The organism is Prosthecobacter sp. (genome assembly GCF_044236155.1).
Lineage (GTDB): Bacteria > Verrucomicrobiota > Verrucomicrobiia > Verrucomicrobiales > Verrucomicrobiaceae > Prosthecobacter.
The window spans coordinates 212,641-231,596 of the sequence record NZ_JBIIHA010000002.1 but is presented as its reverse complement, the minus strand read 5'-3'; the positions used below and the strand labels follow the sequence as shown (position 1 = coordinate 231,596).

Genomic DNA, 18,956 nt, shown 5'->3' with positions numbered 1-18,956 from the left:
TTCGTCATTCGGAATTCGTCATTCGACATTTTCCGTCTAGCATCCGCGCCCCATGTTCCGCATCCGCTATCCTGACGATCTGCCCATCACGGCCCGCCGTGAGGAGATCGTCGCGACGATTCGGCAGCATCAGGTGGTCATTTTGGCAGGGGAGACCGGCTCCGGCAAAACCACGCAGCTTCCAAAGATGTGCCTCGAAGCACTCGGTGACTTCCAAGGCACCATCGGCTGCACGCAGCCGCGTCGCGTGGCGGCGATGAGTGTCTCCAAACGCGTCGCCGAGGAGCTAGGTGTGCCGTGGGGCCGCGAAGTAGGCTGCAAGATGCGCTTCAGCGATGACACGAGCCGCGAGACCCGCGTGAAGTTCATGACGGATGGCATCCTGCTCGCCGAGATCCAAAGCGATCCGATGCTGCGGGCCTACTCCGTGCTCATTCTCGATGAGGCGCATGAGCGTTCGCTGAACATCGACTTCCTGCTCGGTTACCTCGTCGGTTTGCTCAAAAAGCGGCCAGACCTCAAATTGATCGTCACCTCGGCCACCATCGACACGGAAGCCTTCTCGCAGGCCTTTGGCGGTGCGCCGATCATCGAGGTCTCAGGACGCACGTATCCGGTCGAGATTCGCTACATGCCGCTCGTCACCGAAGAAGACGATTTCGGTTTCATCGACGGTGCCGTCGCGGCGGTCGAAAACGCACTCATCGAGACCAATGACGGCGATGTGCTCGTTTTCATGCCCACCGAGCGCGACATCCGCGATACGCGCGATTTGCTCGAAGGCCGTCTCGGCCGCGAATTCGAGGTTTTAGCGCTATTTGGCCGCATGGCCTCGGCGGAGCAGCAGCGCGTGTTTGAACCGGGTCGCAAACGCCGTGTCGTCATCGCCACGAATGTCGCGGAGACCTCCATCACCATCCCGCGCATCGCCGTGGTGGTCGATACGGGCCTCGCCCGCATGAGTCGCTACAATCCACGCACGCGCACCAAGCGCCTGCCCGTGGAAGCCGTGTCGCAAAGCAGCGCGAACCAACGTGCGGGCCGCGCAGGCCGCGTGCGGGATGGTTTGTGCATGCGCCTTTACGAACAGGATGATTTTGAGAAGCGCGACCGCTTCACCATGCCGGAAATCCAGCGGGCAAACCTCGCCGAGGTCATCCTGCGCATGAAAGCCTTCAAGCTGGGCGAGATCGAAGACTTCCCCTTCATCAATCCGCCCAGCAGCGCCGCCATTCGGGCCGGTTATGATCTTCTTCACGAACTCGGCAGTCTCACTGACACGCACGAGCTCACGCCGCTCGGCCGTGAACTCGCCAAGCTCCCGCTCGATCCGACTTTGGGCCGTATGCTGATGCATGCCCGGGTGGAAAAAGTGCTGCCGGAGATGCTCATCATCGCCAGCGGCCTCAGCATTCCGGATCCTCGCGAACGCCCTGAAGAGAAGAAGGAACTCGCCAATGCCGCCCACAAAGCCTTCGCTGCGCCCGACTCCGACTTTTTGAGCCTCCTCAAAATCTGGCAAGCCGCGCCCGACGGCTCCGCCAATGCGCTGCGCAAATTCTGCCGCACTAATTTCCTCTCCTTCACCCGCATGCAGGAGTGGCGGGATGTTTGGAGGCAGCTTTGTGACCTCATGAATGATCGGACCGATTCGTCTGATCAGACCGACCTCTCCAAAAGACAGGACGCCATCCACCGCAGCATCCTTGTTGCGCAACTCGGTCACATCGCCGTCAAAGAAGACCGAAACCTCTACAAAACCTCCGGCAACCGCGAGGTGATGATCTTCCCCGGCTCCAACCTTTACGAACGCCGTGAGAAGAACGCGAAGCCCAAACCCGGCCAGGACAAAGCCAAACAACCCGCGTGGATCGTCGCGGGGGAGATCGTGCACACGTCGCAGCTCTTCGCACGCACCGTGGCGAAGGTGCAGCCGGATTGGATCGCCGAACTGGGAGCGCATCTCTGCACCTACAAGCACAGCGAGCCACACTGGAACGAAAAAGCCGGCCGCGTGACCTGCGTGGAAAAAGTGATGCTGCATGGCCTGGAGATCACGCGACGCTCTATCGACTACCTCAAGGTCGATCCCGTCGCCGCGACGCAGCTTTTCATTCGTGGTGCCCTCGTCGAGCATCAGGACACCGCCATCACGCTGCGCTTCTACGCGCAGAACAACGCGCTGCGACAAAAGATCGAGACCATGCTCACGCGGGTGCGCAGCAACCTCGTCTATGCCGTCGAGGAGCGGCTGTTTCGCTTTTACGATGCCCGTTTGAAGAACGTCTCGTCGATCCACGACCTCAATCGCGTCGTCAAAGAACGCACCGAGACCGAACCGCGCTTCCTTTGCGCCACCGAGACCGATCTCGCCGGTGGCGAGGACTTTGAGGCCGATTTGCAGCAGTTCCCCGATCAGGTCTCGCTCGCGAATTCCGTCATCCCCGTCACCTACAGCTACAAACCCGGTCAAGAGCACGACGGCGTCACCGTGAAGGTGCCGGTGCAGCTCGCGGGCCATCTCACCACCGGTCAGGTGCAGTGGATGGTGCCCGGCATGCGCGAAGAAATCGCCGCCGCGCTGCTGCGGGCACTGCCAAAGTCTATCCGCCGCGATCTGATGCCCATCGACCCGAAGGCACGCGAGATCGCCACTGAGTTCGATCCCGGCACGAGTGATTTCCTCGCCGCGATGGCCGCGTTCATCTCCAGTCGCTACCGCATGCGCATCCAAGCCAGCGATTGGGCCCCGGGAAGCATTCCCGCGCATTTGCAGCCGCGCATCGAACTGCACGACACGAAGAAAAACACCGTCGTCGCCTCCAGTCGTGATTTGAGCACGCTGCACGCCGAGGTCGAAAAAGAGGCCCATCGCCGCACCGATGCTTGGGATCGACTTTTGCCGAAGTTTGAGCGTTTCGCCCTGCAAAGCTGGAGCTTCGGCGATCTGCCCGAAAGCATCCTCGTCGAACAAATCGGCCACGCGCAGGTCTTCGGCTATCCCGCCCTCGTTTTGCGCGATGGCGAGGTCGATGTCCGCCTCTTCAAAACCAAGGCCGAAGCCATCAAAACCACTCCCGCCGCCGTGCGGAAGCTTGCGGAGAACCTTTTGGCCAAAGACATCGCGTGGCTGGTGAAGGAGCTGAAGAGTTTTGATGGCAACAGAATGAAGGCAGCAGAATCGAATCAAAAATCATTCTGTTGTCTTCATTCTGTTGCCAAAACTCCGGCTCCGAATGCTTCGCTGCCCGATCAAGCCCACGAGCACATCCTCGCGCACCTGCTGCGTCTCACGCCGCTCTTCCCGCTCACTGAAAAACGCTTTCAGCAGCTCGCCGAAACCTTCCGCCGCGATCTTCCCGCCGTCGTCCATCGCACACGCACGCTCCACGCTCAGATTCTCGATCAACGCGCCAAACTCCTCGCCCTGCCAAAACGCTATCCCGGCCTCGAAGCCGACCTGCAACGCCTCGTTCCGTTGGACTTACTCCTCAAAACCCCGCATGAGCAGCTCCAGCATCTGCCGCGCTATTTGAAAGCCATCCAAGTCCGCAACGAACGCTGGATGAACAACCCCGCAAAGGACAAGGACAAGCAACAGCTCATCACCGACTTCGCTACCTGGCCCCAAGAAGTCCCCAAAGCCAACCACGAAGCCTTCCGCTGGCTCTTCGAAGAATACCGCGTGCAGGTCTTCGCCCAAGAACTCGGAACAGCGCAACCTGTCAGCGTGAAGAGGCTGGAGGCGTTGATTGTGTGATGAAGTTAATCCTGATTGGCCTCACACAAGAGGGTGTAATCGCATCAACCCTGGGATTGTTTCATCAACCATAGGCGCGCCGAGTGCGTGTTGAAACCGTTCTTCGAACGTCGAGTCTTGGCGAGGATATGGATCTTGCGATCTCTCGCCAGAAATACTCACTTCAATCTCGAGATTGGTTGGTAGGAGTCTGCGGATGGTGTTCACAACCGACGTCGCCTCGCTATCCACGAGATATGGGGAAACGCGAACTTCTTTTATCAGATCACCAACATTCGTTTCGAGCGATCGCCCGTTCCATCCTGGCTCATCGTCTTGAAAAGAAAACCGAACTTCATGTTCGTGTGAATATGAATCCTGCTTCACAAAGTATGGAAACCAAATCATTCCGTCGTCATCATCTATAGAGGTTTGATGTTGGCGGTTTTTATACTTGATCCTACCATAAACAACATCTCCTGCGCTGGATAAACAGTTCAATATAGATCGGGCATCGCTTCTGATTGCTACACCCTCTCGGGCATATATTCGCCACTGGGCCATACACTCATGTCGAGATTCGTGCCAGCACCACACACAACGACGACCTGCCAATTCGTCGTGCCAGCACTGAACTAAGTTTGGCGGCAAAGAACTGCCCCTTCTCCAATGTGGATCTCTACCATCAGGTCTTAGCAGCCAGGCACTTGCTTCTCTGAGAGCCTCCTGTCTCTCCAATACAACTCGACAACTAGGCTCCTGAAACGACACACGCCCTTCATTGACATCGTCTTGACGAAGCAGTGAGAGTTTGGGAATGAAGCTCCTGCCCTCTATCAACAGATAAAGGAGCGTGCTAATTTTCATATATCGCCACAACGGAGCCTCGAGCGGCAACTCTCCATCAAGCTTTAGATCTATTGCTGACATAAACCAACATTGTTGAGTCTTTATTAAAGTCATGCTGTAACCAGAACTTCGCAGCAATGAAAATTGAGCCAAGGAATCGCAGCCCACTTATGCTACTACCTCGATCCGGCTAGCCCCCCCTGCCCCGCGAATCACACGCACTTGAGTGGTCAGCCGCTCCTTAAGCAGATCGACATGCGAGATGAGCCCGATGGTCTTACCACGTGAGCGCAGGTTTTCCAACGCACTCAAGGCAATCTCCAGCGTCTCCGAATCGAGCGTGCCAAAGCCCTCATCAATGAACAGCGAGTCGATCGGATGATGCCGGCTCGCCAGCTCACTCAAACCGAGCGCCAGTGCGAGACTCGCGAGGAAGCTCTCGCCGCCGGAGAGGCTCTCCATCGGGCGGTCCGCGTTGGCTTGGTAGAGATCGACGATGCGCAGATCGAGCTCATCTCCCGGCGCGGCCATGAGGCGATACCGCTCCGCTAGCACTTTGAGGTGCTCATTCGCCAGCCCGATGAGCTGTCGCAGCGTCAGCGACTGCGCGAAACGGGAAAACTTCGCACCATCTGCCGAGCCGATCAGCTCCTTCAAGCGGCCCCACCTCAGCGCCTCTGCCTCCGCGGCCTGCAACTCCGCTCCACCGGCCTCGCGACGCTTCCGCGCCTCATCATCGTTTTTGATCTTCTCTTGCAGGACGCCCAGCTCGGTCCGTTGCGTCGCAAAAGCCTCATGCAGCGCCTTCGCTTTCGTTTCGAGGTCGGCGAGAGCTTCCACGCTCAACACCGGTTGCTCAGCGAAAGGTTTCCGACGTGCTTCGAGCTGTTCCAGCTTGGCTCGCGTAGCCGCGAGGTCGGTTTGCAGCTTCGCGAGCTTCGACTCGGCCTCGCGCTGCGTTTTCTCCGCGGCTGAAACGCGGGCTGCATTCTGCTGACGATCTTCCGCGAGCGTTTGGCCGCCGAGCAACTCGCTCAACTGCGTCTTCAACGCATCTGCCTTGGCTCGCAGCGAAACACCTTCGGCCTTCAGTTCCTCCAATCGCTTCGTCTTAGCCACTTCATCGGCCTTCGCGAGCTGGATTTCGCCTTCGAGCTTCTGGCGATCACTGCGCTGCTGCGTGGCTTCTTGCTGCTTCTTCGCAAAAGCGGCAGCGCGTTTCTCGAGCGCGTCGAGTTCACGTTCGATTTGGAGTGGCGACGAATCGTCGCCCAAAGGTTCTTTGGAAAGGCGACGAATCGTCGCCACTCCAGATGCCGCCCTTCGCTCCTCCGCCTCCAACGCGGGCACATCCGGCACGACGATCTCCGCCAGTGCCTTCCGCACCTCCTCTGTCCGTTTCTTCTCCGCATTCACCTCCGTCTCGATCTTCACCAGATCGCGTTCGAGGGCCGTGAGAGAACGCTGGGCTTGCTCATGCTGCTTTTCGAGAGCGGCGAGCAGCTTCCGCGCGGTTTGGAGCTGGCTTCCGGCATTCACCGCCGACTTCACCAAAGGATGCTCGGTGGCTCCGCAAAGCGGGCAGGGCTTTCCTTCCTCCAAATCTTGGCGGTGATCATCCAAATCCGCCACGAGTGCCGCCTGGCGTTCCAACTCGCGTTGCGCTTCGAGCTTCTTCGCGAGCTGTTCCAAGACCTCACGATCCGTCTGGACCTTGGCGAGGCCTTCGGCGGCTTTTTTCGTGCCAGCGGCGACTTGGGCTTCGGACTCGTTCAATCGCGTTTTGAGCGTTTGAGCCTCCGCGTGGCGTTTGCGGCCTTCGGCGAGCTTTTCGTGGGCCATGCGCCACTCGCGCACGGCGACGCGGAGTTTTGGCAATTGATCACCGAGCTCGGCATCGGCGGCGTGTTGCTTGAGCCAGGCTTCGAGTGCCTGCGCGGCATCGAGATGCGCGGCGAGCTTCTTCTCGGCCGCTTCGCGACGGGCGGCGGCTTCTTTTTGATCCTTCGCCCACGTTTGATAGGTCGCGCGACTGTCGCTGAGCTGTTTTTCGAGCTGATCGCTTTGCGCGGCCATGCCGGCGGCTTTTTCCCAGATGGGCTCACGCTGCGTGCGCTGCTGCTTCGCGTGATCGCTGGCGGTTTTGGCTTGGGAAACCTGCGCGGCGGCTTCGGTTTGAGCGGCTTGGAGCTGCTGCGCGATGGTGGCGAGCTTGGTGAGCTCGGCGACGATGCGCGACTGCTCCTGCTGCGCTTGGAAATGCTGGCTGGCGGCGGCTTGCTCGGTTTGCAGGCGCGTGGCATCGGCGCGGGCCTCGATGAGGTCGGTTTCGATCTTCGCGCGGGCTTCGTCGTCGAGCACGGTCACGGCTCCGAGCGCGGCCTTGAGTTGCTCCGCAAGCTTCTCTTTCTCACGATGCGTCTCGTGGGCGAGGATCGAGAGGTCGCGGTAGATCTCGGTGCCGGTGATCTTTTCGAGCAGCTCCGCTCGCTCATTCGGCTTCGCCTTCAAAAACGCCGCGAACTGTCCCTGCGCGAGCAGCACGGAGCGCAGGAAGCGCTGCGCATCCAGCCCGGTGAGCGATTCGATCATCGCATCCACCTCGCGGCCTTTGTCGGCGAGGATTTGCAGCGTGTCCGCATCGGCCAGCGTGCGCTGCACGGGCTTCAAATTGCCCGACTTCGTCTTCCCCAGCCTCCACGTCGCCCGCAGGCGACGCCCGCCCGTCTCGAAGTCCACCTCCGCGAAGCACTCCATCGTGTGCCGGCTCATCATCTCATCCGCCTTCTCGTTCCCGTAACGCGCCGCGCGGCCGTAAAGCGCCAGCGTCATCGCATCGAGCAAGGTCGATTTCCCCGCACCCGTCGGCCCCGTGATCAAAAACACCCCCGCCGCGCTCAACGGTGCCTCATCGAATCGCACCACATGCTCCCCGCTCAGCGAGTTGAGGTTTTGCAGACGGACGGCGAGGAGGCGCATAGAGCTGCTGTGAGATCTATGCGCCGGTTGACTCTGAATTTTTGGCTTCTTTATCCGACAGCGACTCTTCGCTGTTGGCTTGGTTTCCCCTCTCTTCGGACGCTGAGGGGCTTTCAGCGATTATTCGCATTTCTTTGGCTGCCTCGATTGCCCGCTCACGAAGTTGTTTCATCTGTTCGTCCTTCTTCCGAACATCGCTCAAGACAAGCGAAAGGTCTTCGCGGGAGCGAAACCACAAGATATCGCACACATCGATTGAGTCCGTTCTGTCATGATAAATTGCGATCTTCCCCTTCAGCCGTTCCCCATTTTTCACACACTTGAGTGTGATCGTGCCTCGGTCAGTTTTTTGCTGGTCTTCAGTTTCATAGGCCAATGTGAGAATCATATTTCGGAAGCTTCCGCTCAAATTGTAACGCTCACCTTGATCGGCATCTGCCGTGGTGCAGATGATTGTCCCTTTCACTTCATGGCCATGGCGCTCTATAGAGACTGTTTCTTGCCGCTCACCCACAGTGGTTGGGTAAAGGCTAAACCATGTTCCCTCTATTCTAACGTCTTTGTAAACGCGATTTTCAAACCAGGGAATGATTTGGCACGTCCACAATTTCGTGAAAACAAAAACAATGAACGTGGCAAGCACGCCCGACACGAGGCCTGCAATAATGTTGTCTGTCATAAGGCCATTGGGATTGAGGGTTAGTTAATGATGATTAGTTCCTTCCGGCGGAAATACAGATATGTAGCATTGCTGCTTTTGATAGAACCCTTTGAATGTTGCGCGGGCTTTCTCAATTTTTATCCTCCCTCAAAGCCAGCAGCTCATCAAACACGGCGCTGAGTTCATCGCCTTCGATTTGTTTTTCGGTGAGGAGTTCGCGGAAGACGTCGCGGGGTTGGAGGTCGTTGAGGGTGGGGGCTTTGGCTTGCCAGGGGGCGGTTTCGGAGATGGGGAGGTCGGCGAGGACTTTGAGGACTTCGAAGCGGCTGGCGGCGGCTTCGCGGACTTGGCGGTCGAGATCGGGCTCGGGGGCGTCGAGCTTCACGGTGACCTCGGCCCAGGCTCCGGCGGGCACGTTTTCGAGATCGGCGGCCAGCGTGGCACGCTCGGCCTTTACGCGGATGAGCTGGCGAGTGACGGGAATCGGGAGGAGTTCAATCTTCATTCCTCTGCCTCCATTCCTTTGTCTTTCAGATGCGTCTAAGGACAGAGGAATGGGGGCAGAGGAATGGTCAGAGGTTTCGATGATGACGACGGACTTCGCATCGGCGGCCTCGGAGAAGCTGAGCGCGATGGGTGAGCCGCTGTAGCGGATGGTTTCGTGGCCAGCGACGCGTTGCGGTCGGTGGAGGTGGCCGAGGGCGGTGTAGTCGAAGCCTTCAAACACATCGGCGCCGATGGAGCCGAGGTTGCCGATGTGGATGTCGCGCTCGCTGTCGCTGGTGGTGGCACCGAGGACAGTGAGGTGGCCCATGGCGATGACGGGCCGACCCTGCGAGAGCGTGCGGGCGGCGGCGAGCTGCGCGGCGTAGTGATCGCGGATGGCGGTGCGGACTTGTTCGTGAACGGTGGCGATGGTTTCACCGGCGGTGGCCTGGCGGAGGTCACGCTCACGCAGGAAGGGCACGGCGGCGGCGACGCAGCCGCCGAGATCGACGAGGTTGTCCGCACCAGCATGGCCGAAGACATGCACGTCGAAGCGACGCAGCAGGTCACGCGGTGCATTGAGGTGGGAGGCGGAGTCGTGATTGCCTCCGGTGATGATGGCCTTCACCGTTTTGAGATCGGCGAGGCGCTTCAAGAAGTCGAAGTAGAGCGCGACGGCATCCTGCGGCGGATTGGCGGCATCGAAGACATCGCCGCTGAGGAGCAGGGCGTCGATTTTCTCGCTGCGCAGCGTGTCGATGAGCCAGTCCACGAAGGCCGCATGCTCGGCGAGGCGGTCCCGCTCAATGAGGCGGGCGCCGAGGTGCCAGTCAGCGGTGTGGAGGATGCGCATGGGGGGATCTTTTCGTCTGAAAGCGGAACTATCTAACCGCTGATAAGACGCTGATGAAACGCTAATCAATGAGAGCTTGGATTTTATCAGCGTCTCATCAGCGTCTGGTTAGCGGTTAAACGACTTGGCTGTGCGTGAGCACCAAAGTTGAATGCGCTGGCTGCGCCACAGCTGCTCTACGGTATGACTGGTAGCAGCACGCGTGAGGCGTGGTCTTTCTCGTGGAGGATCGTATGCGTGCCGGATTTCGTCTCCTTCATCCAATCGATGGTCTGGGGACCGCCGGTTTGGTTGTTGGGCTCGTAAAGTGGTGCGCCGGTGCTGGAGACGGTGACGCGGAGGCAATGGCCGGTGTTGAGGATGATGCTGGTCCAGCCGACGTGCCATTTGAGCTTCGCGGGCTCGCCGGGTGTGAGGAGGACCTCACGGTCGAAGCCGTCGCGATAGCGGGCGCGCATGGGATAATCCATGAGCACGATGCTGCGGCCGTCGGGATAGACATCGGAGACGCGGAGGATGAAGTCGGTGTCCTTGACGGTGGATTTGACCCACAGCTCGGCCTTGATCTCGCCGGTGATTTCGAGCGGCTTGGTCAGCGGTTCGGTGGTCCAGGTGCGCACATCCTTCTGTTTTTCGAAGGCCTGGCCGTCCTTCGCGCCGAGGAAGGCACGACCGGGCATTTCCATCGGCTTGAGCGGGTCGCAGTCGTAGCTGGTGCCGCTGCTGGCGACGAAGGGCACATCGTTTTTCAAAGCAGCACCTTCGTGAAGGTAGAAGCTGGTTTTTTCGACCTGCGGTGGCCAGTCTTTGGCTTCACGCCACTGGTTGCCGGGCGCATTGGCCTCGCCGAGAGCGCCCATGACGTAGTAACGCACGGCGGGCTCCTTTTCGATGCCGTTGTCGATGCCTTTGAGCCAGTGATCGAACCAGCGGACCATGTGATCGACCTCCGGCCAAGTGGCGTTGTCGGGATAGACGAGTTCGCCGACCTTGCTGCCTTTGTTGAGGCGGCCATGCAGCCACGGGCCGAGCAGGAGCTGCTGCGGAGCGTTCTTTTTGCGGCCAATGAAGCTCTGCACGCTACCCTGCACCATGAAGTCATACCAACTGCCGATGGTGAAGCAGGGAACGTTCATCTTGTCGAAATGCAGGGTACAGTCCTCGGCACGCCAGTAGTCGTCATAGTCGGGGTGCTGGTCCCACTCGCGCAGCAGGTCGGCGTTGTCGGACGGAACACGGCAGTTCGCGCCGAAGTCGGCGAAACGTCCCGGCCGCGTGACGCCGCCGATGCGGTAACCTTCGTGAAACAGGCTCAATCCCGTATCGACCATGTACTGGCATTTCAATGACGGCGGTTGTGTGACCGCGAGGAAGTTCTGCGCGAAGCCGCCCTGCGAGCTGCCGAAGGTGCCGACCTTGCCCGTGCTCCACGATTGCTTCGCGAGCCACTCGCAGGTGTCGTAGCCGTCCTTCTGCTCGCCCCATGCGAGTGCGCGATAGCCGACGTATCTGCCTTCGCTCTTCTGCGAGCCGCGGAAGTTCACCATCGCCACTGCGTAGCCGCGACGTGCGAGATCGGCGGAGTTTTTTCGCGTTCCGGCGCTCGTGAGGCTGGCGTAGCGCTGCTCGAAAACGACGGGCCACTTGCCATCGCCTTCCGGGAGATAGAGATAGGCCGAAAGGCGGATGCCATCGCGCATCGGGATCATGACGTGCTCTTCGCGCACGCCGGGAAGGTCGAGTTTCGGAAGTTCCTGGGCGAACGAGGTCGAAACAAGCGCGAGAAGAGCAAGCAGGCCGGATTTCATCCAGCGAATACGCGCTCATGGACTCGCATCCATCGGCGGATCAGTTGCGGTTCAGCAGCTTTTTGACCTCGGCCTCGGTGTAGGCGCCGGGCTTGCCGGCCTTGTCATTGTAATTCTCGATGATGAGCGGCTCACGCGCGACGCGTTGAGAGCGCGGCAGGGCGGAGTTCGTTTTGAAGACGCTGTCAGCACCGCTGAAAGTGGAGCCGTTCTCAGTGGCCTGCCTGCCACCCAGCTTTGATTTGTCTGTTTTGAAAGTGCCGTCCACGCCCGTGGCCTGCCTGTCGCCGAGCGCGTATGTCATGTCAGCGCTTTTGTTTTTGGACCTGCCAAACCAGCTTTGATCCGTCTTGAACTGCTTCTGCCCGGCATAGGAGTCTCCGCAGTTGAAGGATTTGGAGTGATGCATCTTGTCCTGATACCAGGTCCCGGCGTTGCCCTTGGACTTGGGATTGGTGATGTATTTCTCGAAGCGACTGCGCTGATTTTCATCCGGCTTCAGCATCGAGCGCTGGGCCAGCGACATGCCCGCCGTGTCCTTTTTCGCCTTTCCATCGCCAGCGCAATGACACAGGACAAGACCTGCGGCGGTGATCCAAAGAAATCTCACAGTCGGTTTCATGGTCTCGGGATGTTTTGAGCAGCGGACGGGCGGGCGAGGAAGAGAACCTCCTTCCGGACGGCGCCGGGCAGTTGGAATTTCGGCAGCTCCGCCTCGATGCCGGCCAGTCTGCCCCAGTTTTGATGCAGTTCAAAGATGAGTTTGGCCGACTCGGCGGGCATGGCCCAGTTCATCCGCATGAGGAACATCTCCGCGGCCTCAAAGTCCCGCTGGCGGATGAGGAACCGGGCATAGGCGGCGTAAAGATCCGGCTGGAGGGCGGTGGTGGCGTCGAGACGTTTCACCGCGGCGTCAAAAAGCTCGCGAGCCAGCCCGGGATGGCCGGCATCCTCAAAGGCACGCGCCCATTCGATGGTTTGCGCGCCGCCCGGGAAAGAGAGACGGAGCGTCTCGCTGAAAAGCTCGCGCACCGCCGCATCATCACCCAGGGCATGCGCCACACGCGCTGACAACGGCAGTTTCCGCCCCTGCTCGCGCAGAGTGGGGATTCCGGCGACGGTCTCGCACGCGTCCCAGGCCCACGTCAGACGGCTCTGCGCCAACAGGGCCTCCGCGGCGAGCTCGATGCACACGCGGTCCTTTTCTTCCGTCCTCTGCCAGGCATGCAGGAAATCTCCGCGAGAGTCCGCGGGAAGCTCTCCCGCGAACGCACTCAGGGCCAGCGCCGCGAGCGGACGATCCGCGCCGGCGCGCGCCTCGGCGCGCAGCACAGACATCCAGCCGGAGGCATGTTTGCGGCCGGATTGTTCGCAAAGCCATGCGTGCATGTTCTTGAGCGTGTCGCGGTCCCGGGTGGTGACGCGAAACAAGGCGGAAATCTGCGCCCGGGCGCTCTCCGGCGACCAGGCTTGGTCGGTGGCAAGCACCTTGAGCTGTTCCAGCCGCAACGTGAAACGCTCGTGGTCCCCCTTGATAGTGCGGTCCGCCTGGGTGAGCAGATTGAGCGCGTCCGCGTAGCGTCCGCTCGCACGCAGCTCGGCGGCGAGCGTCACCACACAGGACAATGACTTCCGCTCGACGCAGACCGCCATCAACTCACGCGCCGCGTCCCAGTCTCCCGCCTGCACGGCGATCCGGCAACGCAACTTCAGGACGTCCTGAGCGATGCCGTCGAGCGGCTCCGTGAGCGGTACTTCGCGCAGCACCTTCTGCGCGGCCTGCATCTGGCCGAGCCGGTGCAGGATCTGCCCGCGGTGCAAATTCGCCTCGGGATCAATGTCCGCGCCAGCCTGATCATTCGCGACATAGCAGGCATGCAGACGCTCCCAAGCGGAAAGCGCGCCCTTGTCATCCTGCATGCGTTCGAGAAGCAGGCCGAGTTCACGCAGGTAGGACACCTCGTGCGGACGGCGGCGTTCGAGCACTTGGGTGAACTTGTCACGGAAGCCCTGGCGGCGCAGTTCCTCCACATTGAAGTCACGGGCGAGGAAGAGGGCGTGTTTCTCACGCAAGGTGTCATCGCCCGGCTGCGGCGGCTTCAGCGGCGGCTCGGCGAGCAGCAGCTTGAGCGCGAAACTCAGCCCGGGCTCGATCTCCATCGCGTTCTCGCACACGCGCAGCATCCAGATGGCGTAATCCGGGTTCGAAGGAGCGCGGTCCGGCAGCATGCTGTAAACAGAGATCGCCTCACGGGCCATGCCCACGGTCTCGAGCCGGCTGCCGAGATTTCCCAGCGTGTCCACCGAGTGCTCCGTGCGGAGGTCCACGGCGGCCAGATGCTCGCGGATGAGGCGCTTCCGTGTCGGGTAATCCACCGCGCGCAATTTGCCGAGCAGTTCATTCACACGCCATTCGCCAAACTCCGAGTCCGAGCGCGGTCCGAGCATGGTGGCGCCGTATTTTTGGGCCATGACCGCGTTCGCGCCATCCACCACGCCGCCGAGTCCCTGCTGGATCATCAGCGCCTGGATCTCGCGTGTCTCCTCCCAAAGGCTGCGCAGGTGCAGCGGCTCCTCGTAGCGGGAAGAACCCTGCGGAATGAGGCTGCCCTTGGACTGCATCATGTCACGCTGCGCCACGAAAGGCCCGGAAAGGAAGCGTCCCAGCAAATCCGCGCCTTTTTGCTCCGCGCCCGCGAGTCCGGCCACGGCCGCCTTGCGGATGGATGTCATCGCCGAGGAACGCGTGCTTTGCAGCCTGCGCCACGCGGCCTGCAGCGCCTCCTCCCGTTCCTGCGCGGAGGCCGCCACTCGGCTCAGGGAAACGAGGCTCAGCAAAAAGGGATCGTAAGTCGTGCGGTAGTTCTCCGCCGTCACCGGTCCGCGCACCGCGGCTTCGAGATAACGCCGCGCGAGGTCCCAGCGCTCCGCGCTTTCCGCGATGCGCGCGAGGAAGAGCGAGTAATCCATCTCCATCTCGGGCGAGTTTCGCGGGAGGCATTCGCCGAGCGCCAGCGCCTCGTCGTAGCGCTGCTTGTCCTGCAGCTTGCGGGTCAGCTCCACGACCGCCGAATTGCGCAGAGCGCGCGAGACACCGAGTTCGCGCAAATCCTCCGCGCGGAAACGGAAGTCCGGCACGTCCACCAGCATCGAGACACACGCATGGAGCAGTTCCGCGCGGGATTTCAGCACCTCGGGCGACCAGCCCTTTTCACCCGCCCAGCGCGCCGCCTCGGCCACGCCGCCGCCGCGCAGCATGAGCCAGACGAGGCAGAAACGGGCCTCCAGCGTCTCTGTCTCGGGCAAAACCACCTTCAGCAGCGTGCGGAACTCGTCTCCAGCACCGGAGTAATAAAGCGCCCAGAGCTTTTCCACGGGATGCGCCTTCGCATCGTCACGCCACTGCCTAGTCCAGGCGTTCAATTCATCACCGCCGTGGGTCCGGCGCAGTTTCGACAGTTCCTCGATCGCGCGCAGACGCACCAGCGCGGCATCATCCGGCAGTTCGGCGAATTCCGCCCGCGGCTGGCCGAGAAAACCGCGCAACGCGTCCATCTCCTTGCGTTCCAGCCCTGGCGCGAAGTCCAGCAACTGCGCCAGATCTCCCGTCGTCACACCGGCGCCGGAACGGCGTGTGTCCGTCAGAGGAAGCGGCGCGCGGATGCCGCTGGCCGGATAATTCCGCACCTTCACCGGCGCGGCCAGCACCGCCTGCAAATGACGCTCCGCCTCCGCCTCGTCCGCGAAACGCAGGCACTTCAGCGCCAGCCGCAACCGCGTGCGGCCGTCCCACGCGCGCACCCGTGCCATCTGCTCGTAAACACGCCGCTCCGCCTCGTCCTGGCCCGTCGTTTGATAATACCGCGCCAGTTCCTCCAAGGCCGACATGTCCTGGGAAAAGCGGCTTTCCAGGCGGCGGCGGACACGGTCCGCCTCCGTGATTTGAAATGTCTGCTCCAGCAGCTCCACCAGCTTCCGCGTCTCCGCCGCGACCTCCTTCGGCGGCGACGAGGCGGCGATCTGCTTCTGGAAATAAATCGCCGATTTCAAATCCGAGACCTTCAGCGCCGCGTCACGCAGTTGATCCAGCGAGAAAGGAGTGTCCGGCGCGGTGTAATACGCCTGCTTCATGCTCGCGAAGGCCTTCACATGGTCCCCGCCGCGCTCAAAGACCTGCGCCAGCGCCTCATGGTAAAAACCGTCGAAGGGATGACGCTGCACACGCTCCAGCAGCGCGCGCTCCAGCAGTTTCAGGCGGTCGCGTGCCACGGTGGGCGCCAGTTCGCCGCCGCTCGCATCGGAAAACGTCAGCCGGTCCATGCAGCGCTTCAGCACCTCGCGGCGGCGTTTCACATCCACTTCACGCTCCAGGATCTGCGCCTGCACCTCCACATGCTCCTGGATGCGGTGCTGCCGCAGCAGGATGTCCGCGTAGTCCTCCAGCAGCGGCATCGCCGCCGGGCCGTCGGCGCGCTTCACCGCCTGCTTCCAGAGCGCCAGCGCGTCCTCCGCGCGGCGCTGCAGGAAATAAATCTGCGTCAGCGCGGAGAGAATCTGGCCTGAGTCTGGAAACTCGCGGTAAACCCGCTCCAGCAGCCGCGCCGCCTGGGTGCCCGGTGGTGCCAGCGCCGTTTCGCTCTTCCAGCCGGGGCTGCTCGTCTCCGCGTCAGAACGCCGTTCCGCCTCCATGAGCAGTTCAGCCAGCCGCAGCGTGTAACGCACACGTCCGGCGGCATCCAGCTCCGACAACCGCCGCAACTGGCGCTCCATCATCGCGTGATTCTCATCCTCCTGCGCCAGATCCAGCTTCAACTGCTCCACCACCAGCGAAACCTCACGATCCTTCCCCGTGGCCGGATCAAACTCCAGCCTGTGCAGCAGCTCATACGCCTCATCGGTCAAATGCGCCCGCAACGCCCACCAAAAGCCGCGAAACACGACCGCCAGCGACTGCGGGAATTTCAAATCTTTGTTTTGCGCCGCCTCCACCTGCTTGCGGGCGAACTGCACGACACGCTCGGGCATCTTTTCGCGTTTCGGCCCGTCTTCCTCCTCACCGCTGCCAAAACCAGCGCCGGTGAACGAATCAGGCAGCTTGAATTCCGAAGCCAGCCCCTGCGGTTTCGCATCCAGCTTCTGATCGCCCATCAGGATCGACAGCATGCGCTCGTCCACGTCCACGCGCTCCTCATCCGTCACGCTCGCCTGCCAGGCCTTTTCAACCCACTCAGCCGCCTCCTCGCTCTCACCCTGTTCCGCGAGGAGCTCCGCCAGCCGCAGCCAGGCGTCACGGCCCGCGCCCGGCTTCGACACCGACTCGCGGGCCAGGATGATCGCGCTGTCGATGTTGTTGCTCGCGGCGAGAAATGACGACGCGTCACCCAGGCGCTTCTGGCGCTCCTCCTCGGTCGTCGCGCCGTTGGTGAAGTCGCGCAGCAGCCTGTCCTCCGCCGCCAGATCCCGCCGTGCCCGGAAAAACGCGGCCAGATCAAACACCGCCTCCGCTTTTTCCGGATCACGCTCCACACGCGCCCGCAGGATTTTCTCCACCACCGTGTCCAGCGACCGCGCTTGCGCGAAAACCAGCGCCTGCTTCTCCACATCCGCGTTGTCCTGCGACTCCAGCAGGCGCAGCAGCCGTTTCGAAGCGCTGTCCTGGTCCCCGCTGCGCAAGTCGGCCTCACAGCGCAGCAGCACGATCGCCGGCAGGTCGCTGCCGTCGTTTTTAAGCCGCTCGTCCAGCAGCGCCGCCGCCTCCGCCGCGCCTTCGTGGTCGAGCAGCGCCCGCACCAGCTCCCAGCGGTAATCCTCCACCTGCGGCACCGTCTTCACCAGCTCCCGCAGCCAGCGCAGACGCTCGTCCAGATCGACCGTCAGCTCAAAAAAGCGCGAGGCATCAAAAAGCGCCTGCTCGGAGGGCGGGACCGCCTTCGCGGCATTCACGAGTGACTTCTGCAATTCCTCCAGCATGCCGAAACGCTCATGTAGGCGCACGCGGCGACGGAAAAAGTCGAGATAGCGCCCGTCGCGGAAATGCAGCAGCGCCAGACCATCTTTCAACGCCTTGTCAGCCTTGGGAAACTGGTCCGCGTGCTCGTAAATTCGCGCCAGATCGTAGAGCGCCTCGAGTTTGCGCTGGGGATCCTTCTCATCAGCCAGCTTTGCGAAGAAGCCCGCCGCACGTTCGGGAAAACCAGCCTGGAGAAGCAACTGCGCCACCTGGCGCGCCAGATCAATGTCCTGCGGCCTCAACTTCGCAGCTCGTTCGTATGCGTCAGCGGCCTCGGCATTTTTCCCGTCAGCGAGCGCCAGGCCGCCGAGCTCGATCCACATCGGCGGCCCCTGCGGATCGTCCGCCGGCACCAGTTCCGCCGCCTTCTTGATCAGCGTGAACGCCTTGGCCGAGTCCGACAGCTCCCGCGCCACCGCGGCGCGTGATTGCAGCAGCGTCAGATTGTTGCCGTCCTGCTTCAGAAGCTCATCATACAAAAGCGACGCCCGCTTCAGATCACCGCTGCGGCGGATGAGATGCGCCTCCACCAGCCTCACCGCCGGAAACTTCGATGACTTTGCCTGCTGCGACACATTTTCGACCAGCAGCTTCGTCGCGTCATGCTTCTCATACAGCGCCCACAGCAGGTCCAGTACCCGTCCATACTCCGGCTGCTGCACGAGAAGGGAGAGATACTCGTTCGCCAGCCTTGTCTCGCGCTCCGACCACGCCTTGTCCGTCTGCTGCGCATGCGCGTTCAGCGCCAATGCCAGCGCCAGCGTCCCCACAAGACGCCTGAAAACCGTCAACTGGCCTGCGATGCGCGGCATGAACTTCACGCCTCGATCATAGACGCCTTTCTCACCCGAGCCAAGAGGCAAGAACCAGTCCGGTGGTCACTGCAGGTGCTTCGAGAACTCCGGTTCCACCTTGCGCAATTCCTCGGCAATGATCTTCGCGATGACCGCGGCGCCATGCTCGCTCAGGTGGGCGCCATCGGTTCCGTTGGTTTTGGTTCCGCCTCTTTTGGAAGGTGGATTGAAGGCGGCGGAACTGAAGGGGCCGAGCTGGTTGTGCAAGGCGACACTGCGGGTGAAGAGATCGACAAGCGGAACTTCCCGCTCGGCGGCGACTTTCGTGGCGGCATCGGCCCAAGGCTTCAACTCGCCGCGAATTTTGTCCTTGCTGAAAACCCGGCGGGTCAGTGAGGTGACGAGGATGGGTTTCGCGCCGATGGCACGTGCTTCCGCAATGTAGCGGATCAAATTCTGGCGGTAAGTCGTCGCGGGATCGGTTTCGTGATCCGGTCCTTTGCCGGGCATGTCGTTGTGGCCAAACTGGATGAGGACATGAGTGGGTTTGGAATCGATGACTTTCTTCCAATTGCCTGACTCGCGGAAGCTTTTGCTGCTCTGGCCGCCGTCGGCGAAATTAATGCACTCAGCATACGGACCGAGCAGTTTCGTGAAAGCAGCCCCCCAACCCGCCCTGTCGGTGACGGTGCCGTCACCCACGAGAGCGACGCGAATTTTCGTTTCGTCGGCGTGAAGGCCGGATGCGAGGAGCACGAGGAGAAGAAAGCGCATTGG

At 61.3% G+C, this 18,956-nt stretch carries 8 protein-coding genes; 1 reads left to right on the top strand and 7 read right to left on the bottom strand.

All coding sequences use genetic code 11. The features are described 5' to 3' along the window. Positions 1-52 precede the first annotated feature (52 nt). On the top strand, positions 53-3,760 hold the full coding sequence (gene hrpA, locus ACILSE_RS02840) for an ATP-dependent RNA helicase HrpA (protein ID WP_395715831.1): 3,708 nt from the start codon (positions 53-55) through the stop codon (positions 3,758-3,760). Positions 3,761-4,756: 996 nt separating this feature from the next. Here the strand turns inward: hrpA and ACILSE_RS02835 are convergent. The 7 genes from ACILSE_RS02835 to ACILSE_RS02805 all read right to left on the bottom strand — a co-directional run bounded on the left by ACILSE_RS02835 (position 4,757) and on the right by ACILSE_RS02805 (position 18,953). Further along, positions 4,757-7,567 carry an AAA family ATPase gene (locus ACILSE_RS02835; RefSeq protein ID WP_395715830.1) on the bottom strand — a complete coding sequence of 937 codons (2,811 nt, stop codon included), beginning with the start codon at positions 7,565-7,567 and terminating at the stop codon, positions 4,757-4,759. A 16-nt stretch (positions 7,568-7,583) separates the two neighbouring features. Further along, positions 7,584-8,246: a hypothetical protein gene (locus ACILSE_RS02830; protein WP_395715829.1), complete on the bottom strand. Its 663-nt coding sequence runs from the start codon at positions 8,244-8,246 to the stop codon at positions 7,584-7,586. Between the two features lie 112 nt (positions 8,247-8,358). After that, positions 8,359-9,567, bottom strand: coding sequence for an exonuclease SbcCD subunit D C-terminal domain-containing protein (locus ACILSE_RS02825; protein ID WP_395715828.1), 1,209 nt, complete (start codon positions 9,565-9,567; stop codon positions 8,359-8,361). A 176-nt stretch (positions 9,568-9,743) separates the two neighbouring features. Further along, positions 9,744-11,375 (bottom strand): CocE/NonD family hydrolase, encoded by a 1,632-nt coding sequence (locus tag ACILSE_RS02820; protein WP_395715827.1) that lies wholly within the window; start codon positions 11,373-11,375, stop codon positions 9,744-9,746. A 40-nt stretch (positions 11,376-11,415) separates the two neighbouring features. Beyond that, positions 11,416-11,997 carry a hypothetical protein gene (locus ACILSE_RS02815; RefSeq protein WP_395715826.1) on the bottom strand — a complete coding sequence of 194 codons (582 nt, stop codon included), beginning with the start codon at positions 11,995-11,997 and terminating at the stop codon, positions 11,416-11,418. Beyond that, complete coding sequence (locus ACILSE_RS02810; RefSeq protein WP_395715825.1) at positions 11,994-18,248, bottom strand: hypothetical protein; 6,255 nt, start codon at positions 18,246-18,248, stop codon at positions 11,994-11,996. Before ACILSE_RS02810 ends, ACILSE_RS02815 begins: the two co-directional genes overlap by 4 nt. A 15-nt stretch (positions 18,249-18,263) precedes the next feature. Further along, positions 18,264-18,953, bottom strand: coding sequence for a rhamnogalacturonan acetylesterase (locus tag ACILSE_RS02805; protein ID WP_395715824.1), 690 nt, complete (start codon positions 18,951-18,953; stop codon positions 18,264-18,266). Between the last annotated feature and the right edge of the window lie 3 nt (positions 18,954-18,956).

Excerpts from the sequence above, each read along its gene's own strand:
- hrpA (WP_395715831.1), top strand. The coding sequence starts at position 53 with ATGTTCCGCATCCGCTATCCTGACGATCTGCCCATCACGGCCCGCCGT.
- ACILSE_RS02825 (WP_395715828.1), bottom strand. The coding sequence starts at position 9,567 with ATGCGCATCCTCCACACCGCTGACTGGCACCTCGGCGCCCGCCTCATT.
- ACILSE_RS02830 (WP_395715829.1), bottom strand. The coding sequence starts at position 8,246 with ATGACAGACAACATTATTGCAGGCCTCGTGTCGGGCGTGCTTGCCACG.
- ACILSE_RS02835 (WP_395715830.1), bottom strand. The coding sequence starts at position 7,567 with ATGCGCCTCCTCGCCGTCCGTCTGCAAAACCTCAACTCGCTGAGCGGG.
- ACILSE_RS02805 (WP_395715824.1), bottom strand. The coding sequence starts at position 18,953 with ATGCGCTTTCTTCTCCTCGTGCTCCTCGCATCCGGCCTTCACGCCGAC.
- ACILSE_RS02815 (WP_395715826.1), bottom strand. The coding sequence starts at position 11,997 with ATGAAACCGACTGTGAGATTTCTTTGGATCACCGCCGCAGGTCTTGTC.
- ACILSE_RS02820 (WP_395715827.1), bottom strand. The coding sequence starts at position 11,375 with ATGAAATCCGGCCTGCTTGCTCTTCTCGCGCTTGTTTCGACCTCGTTC.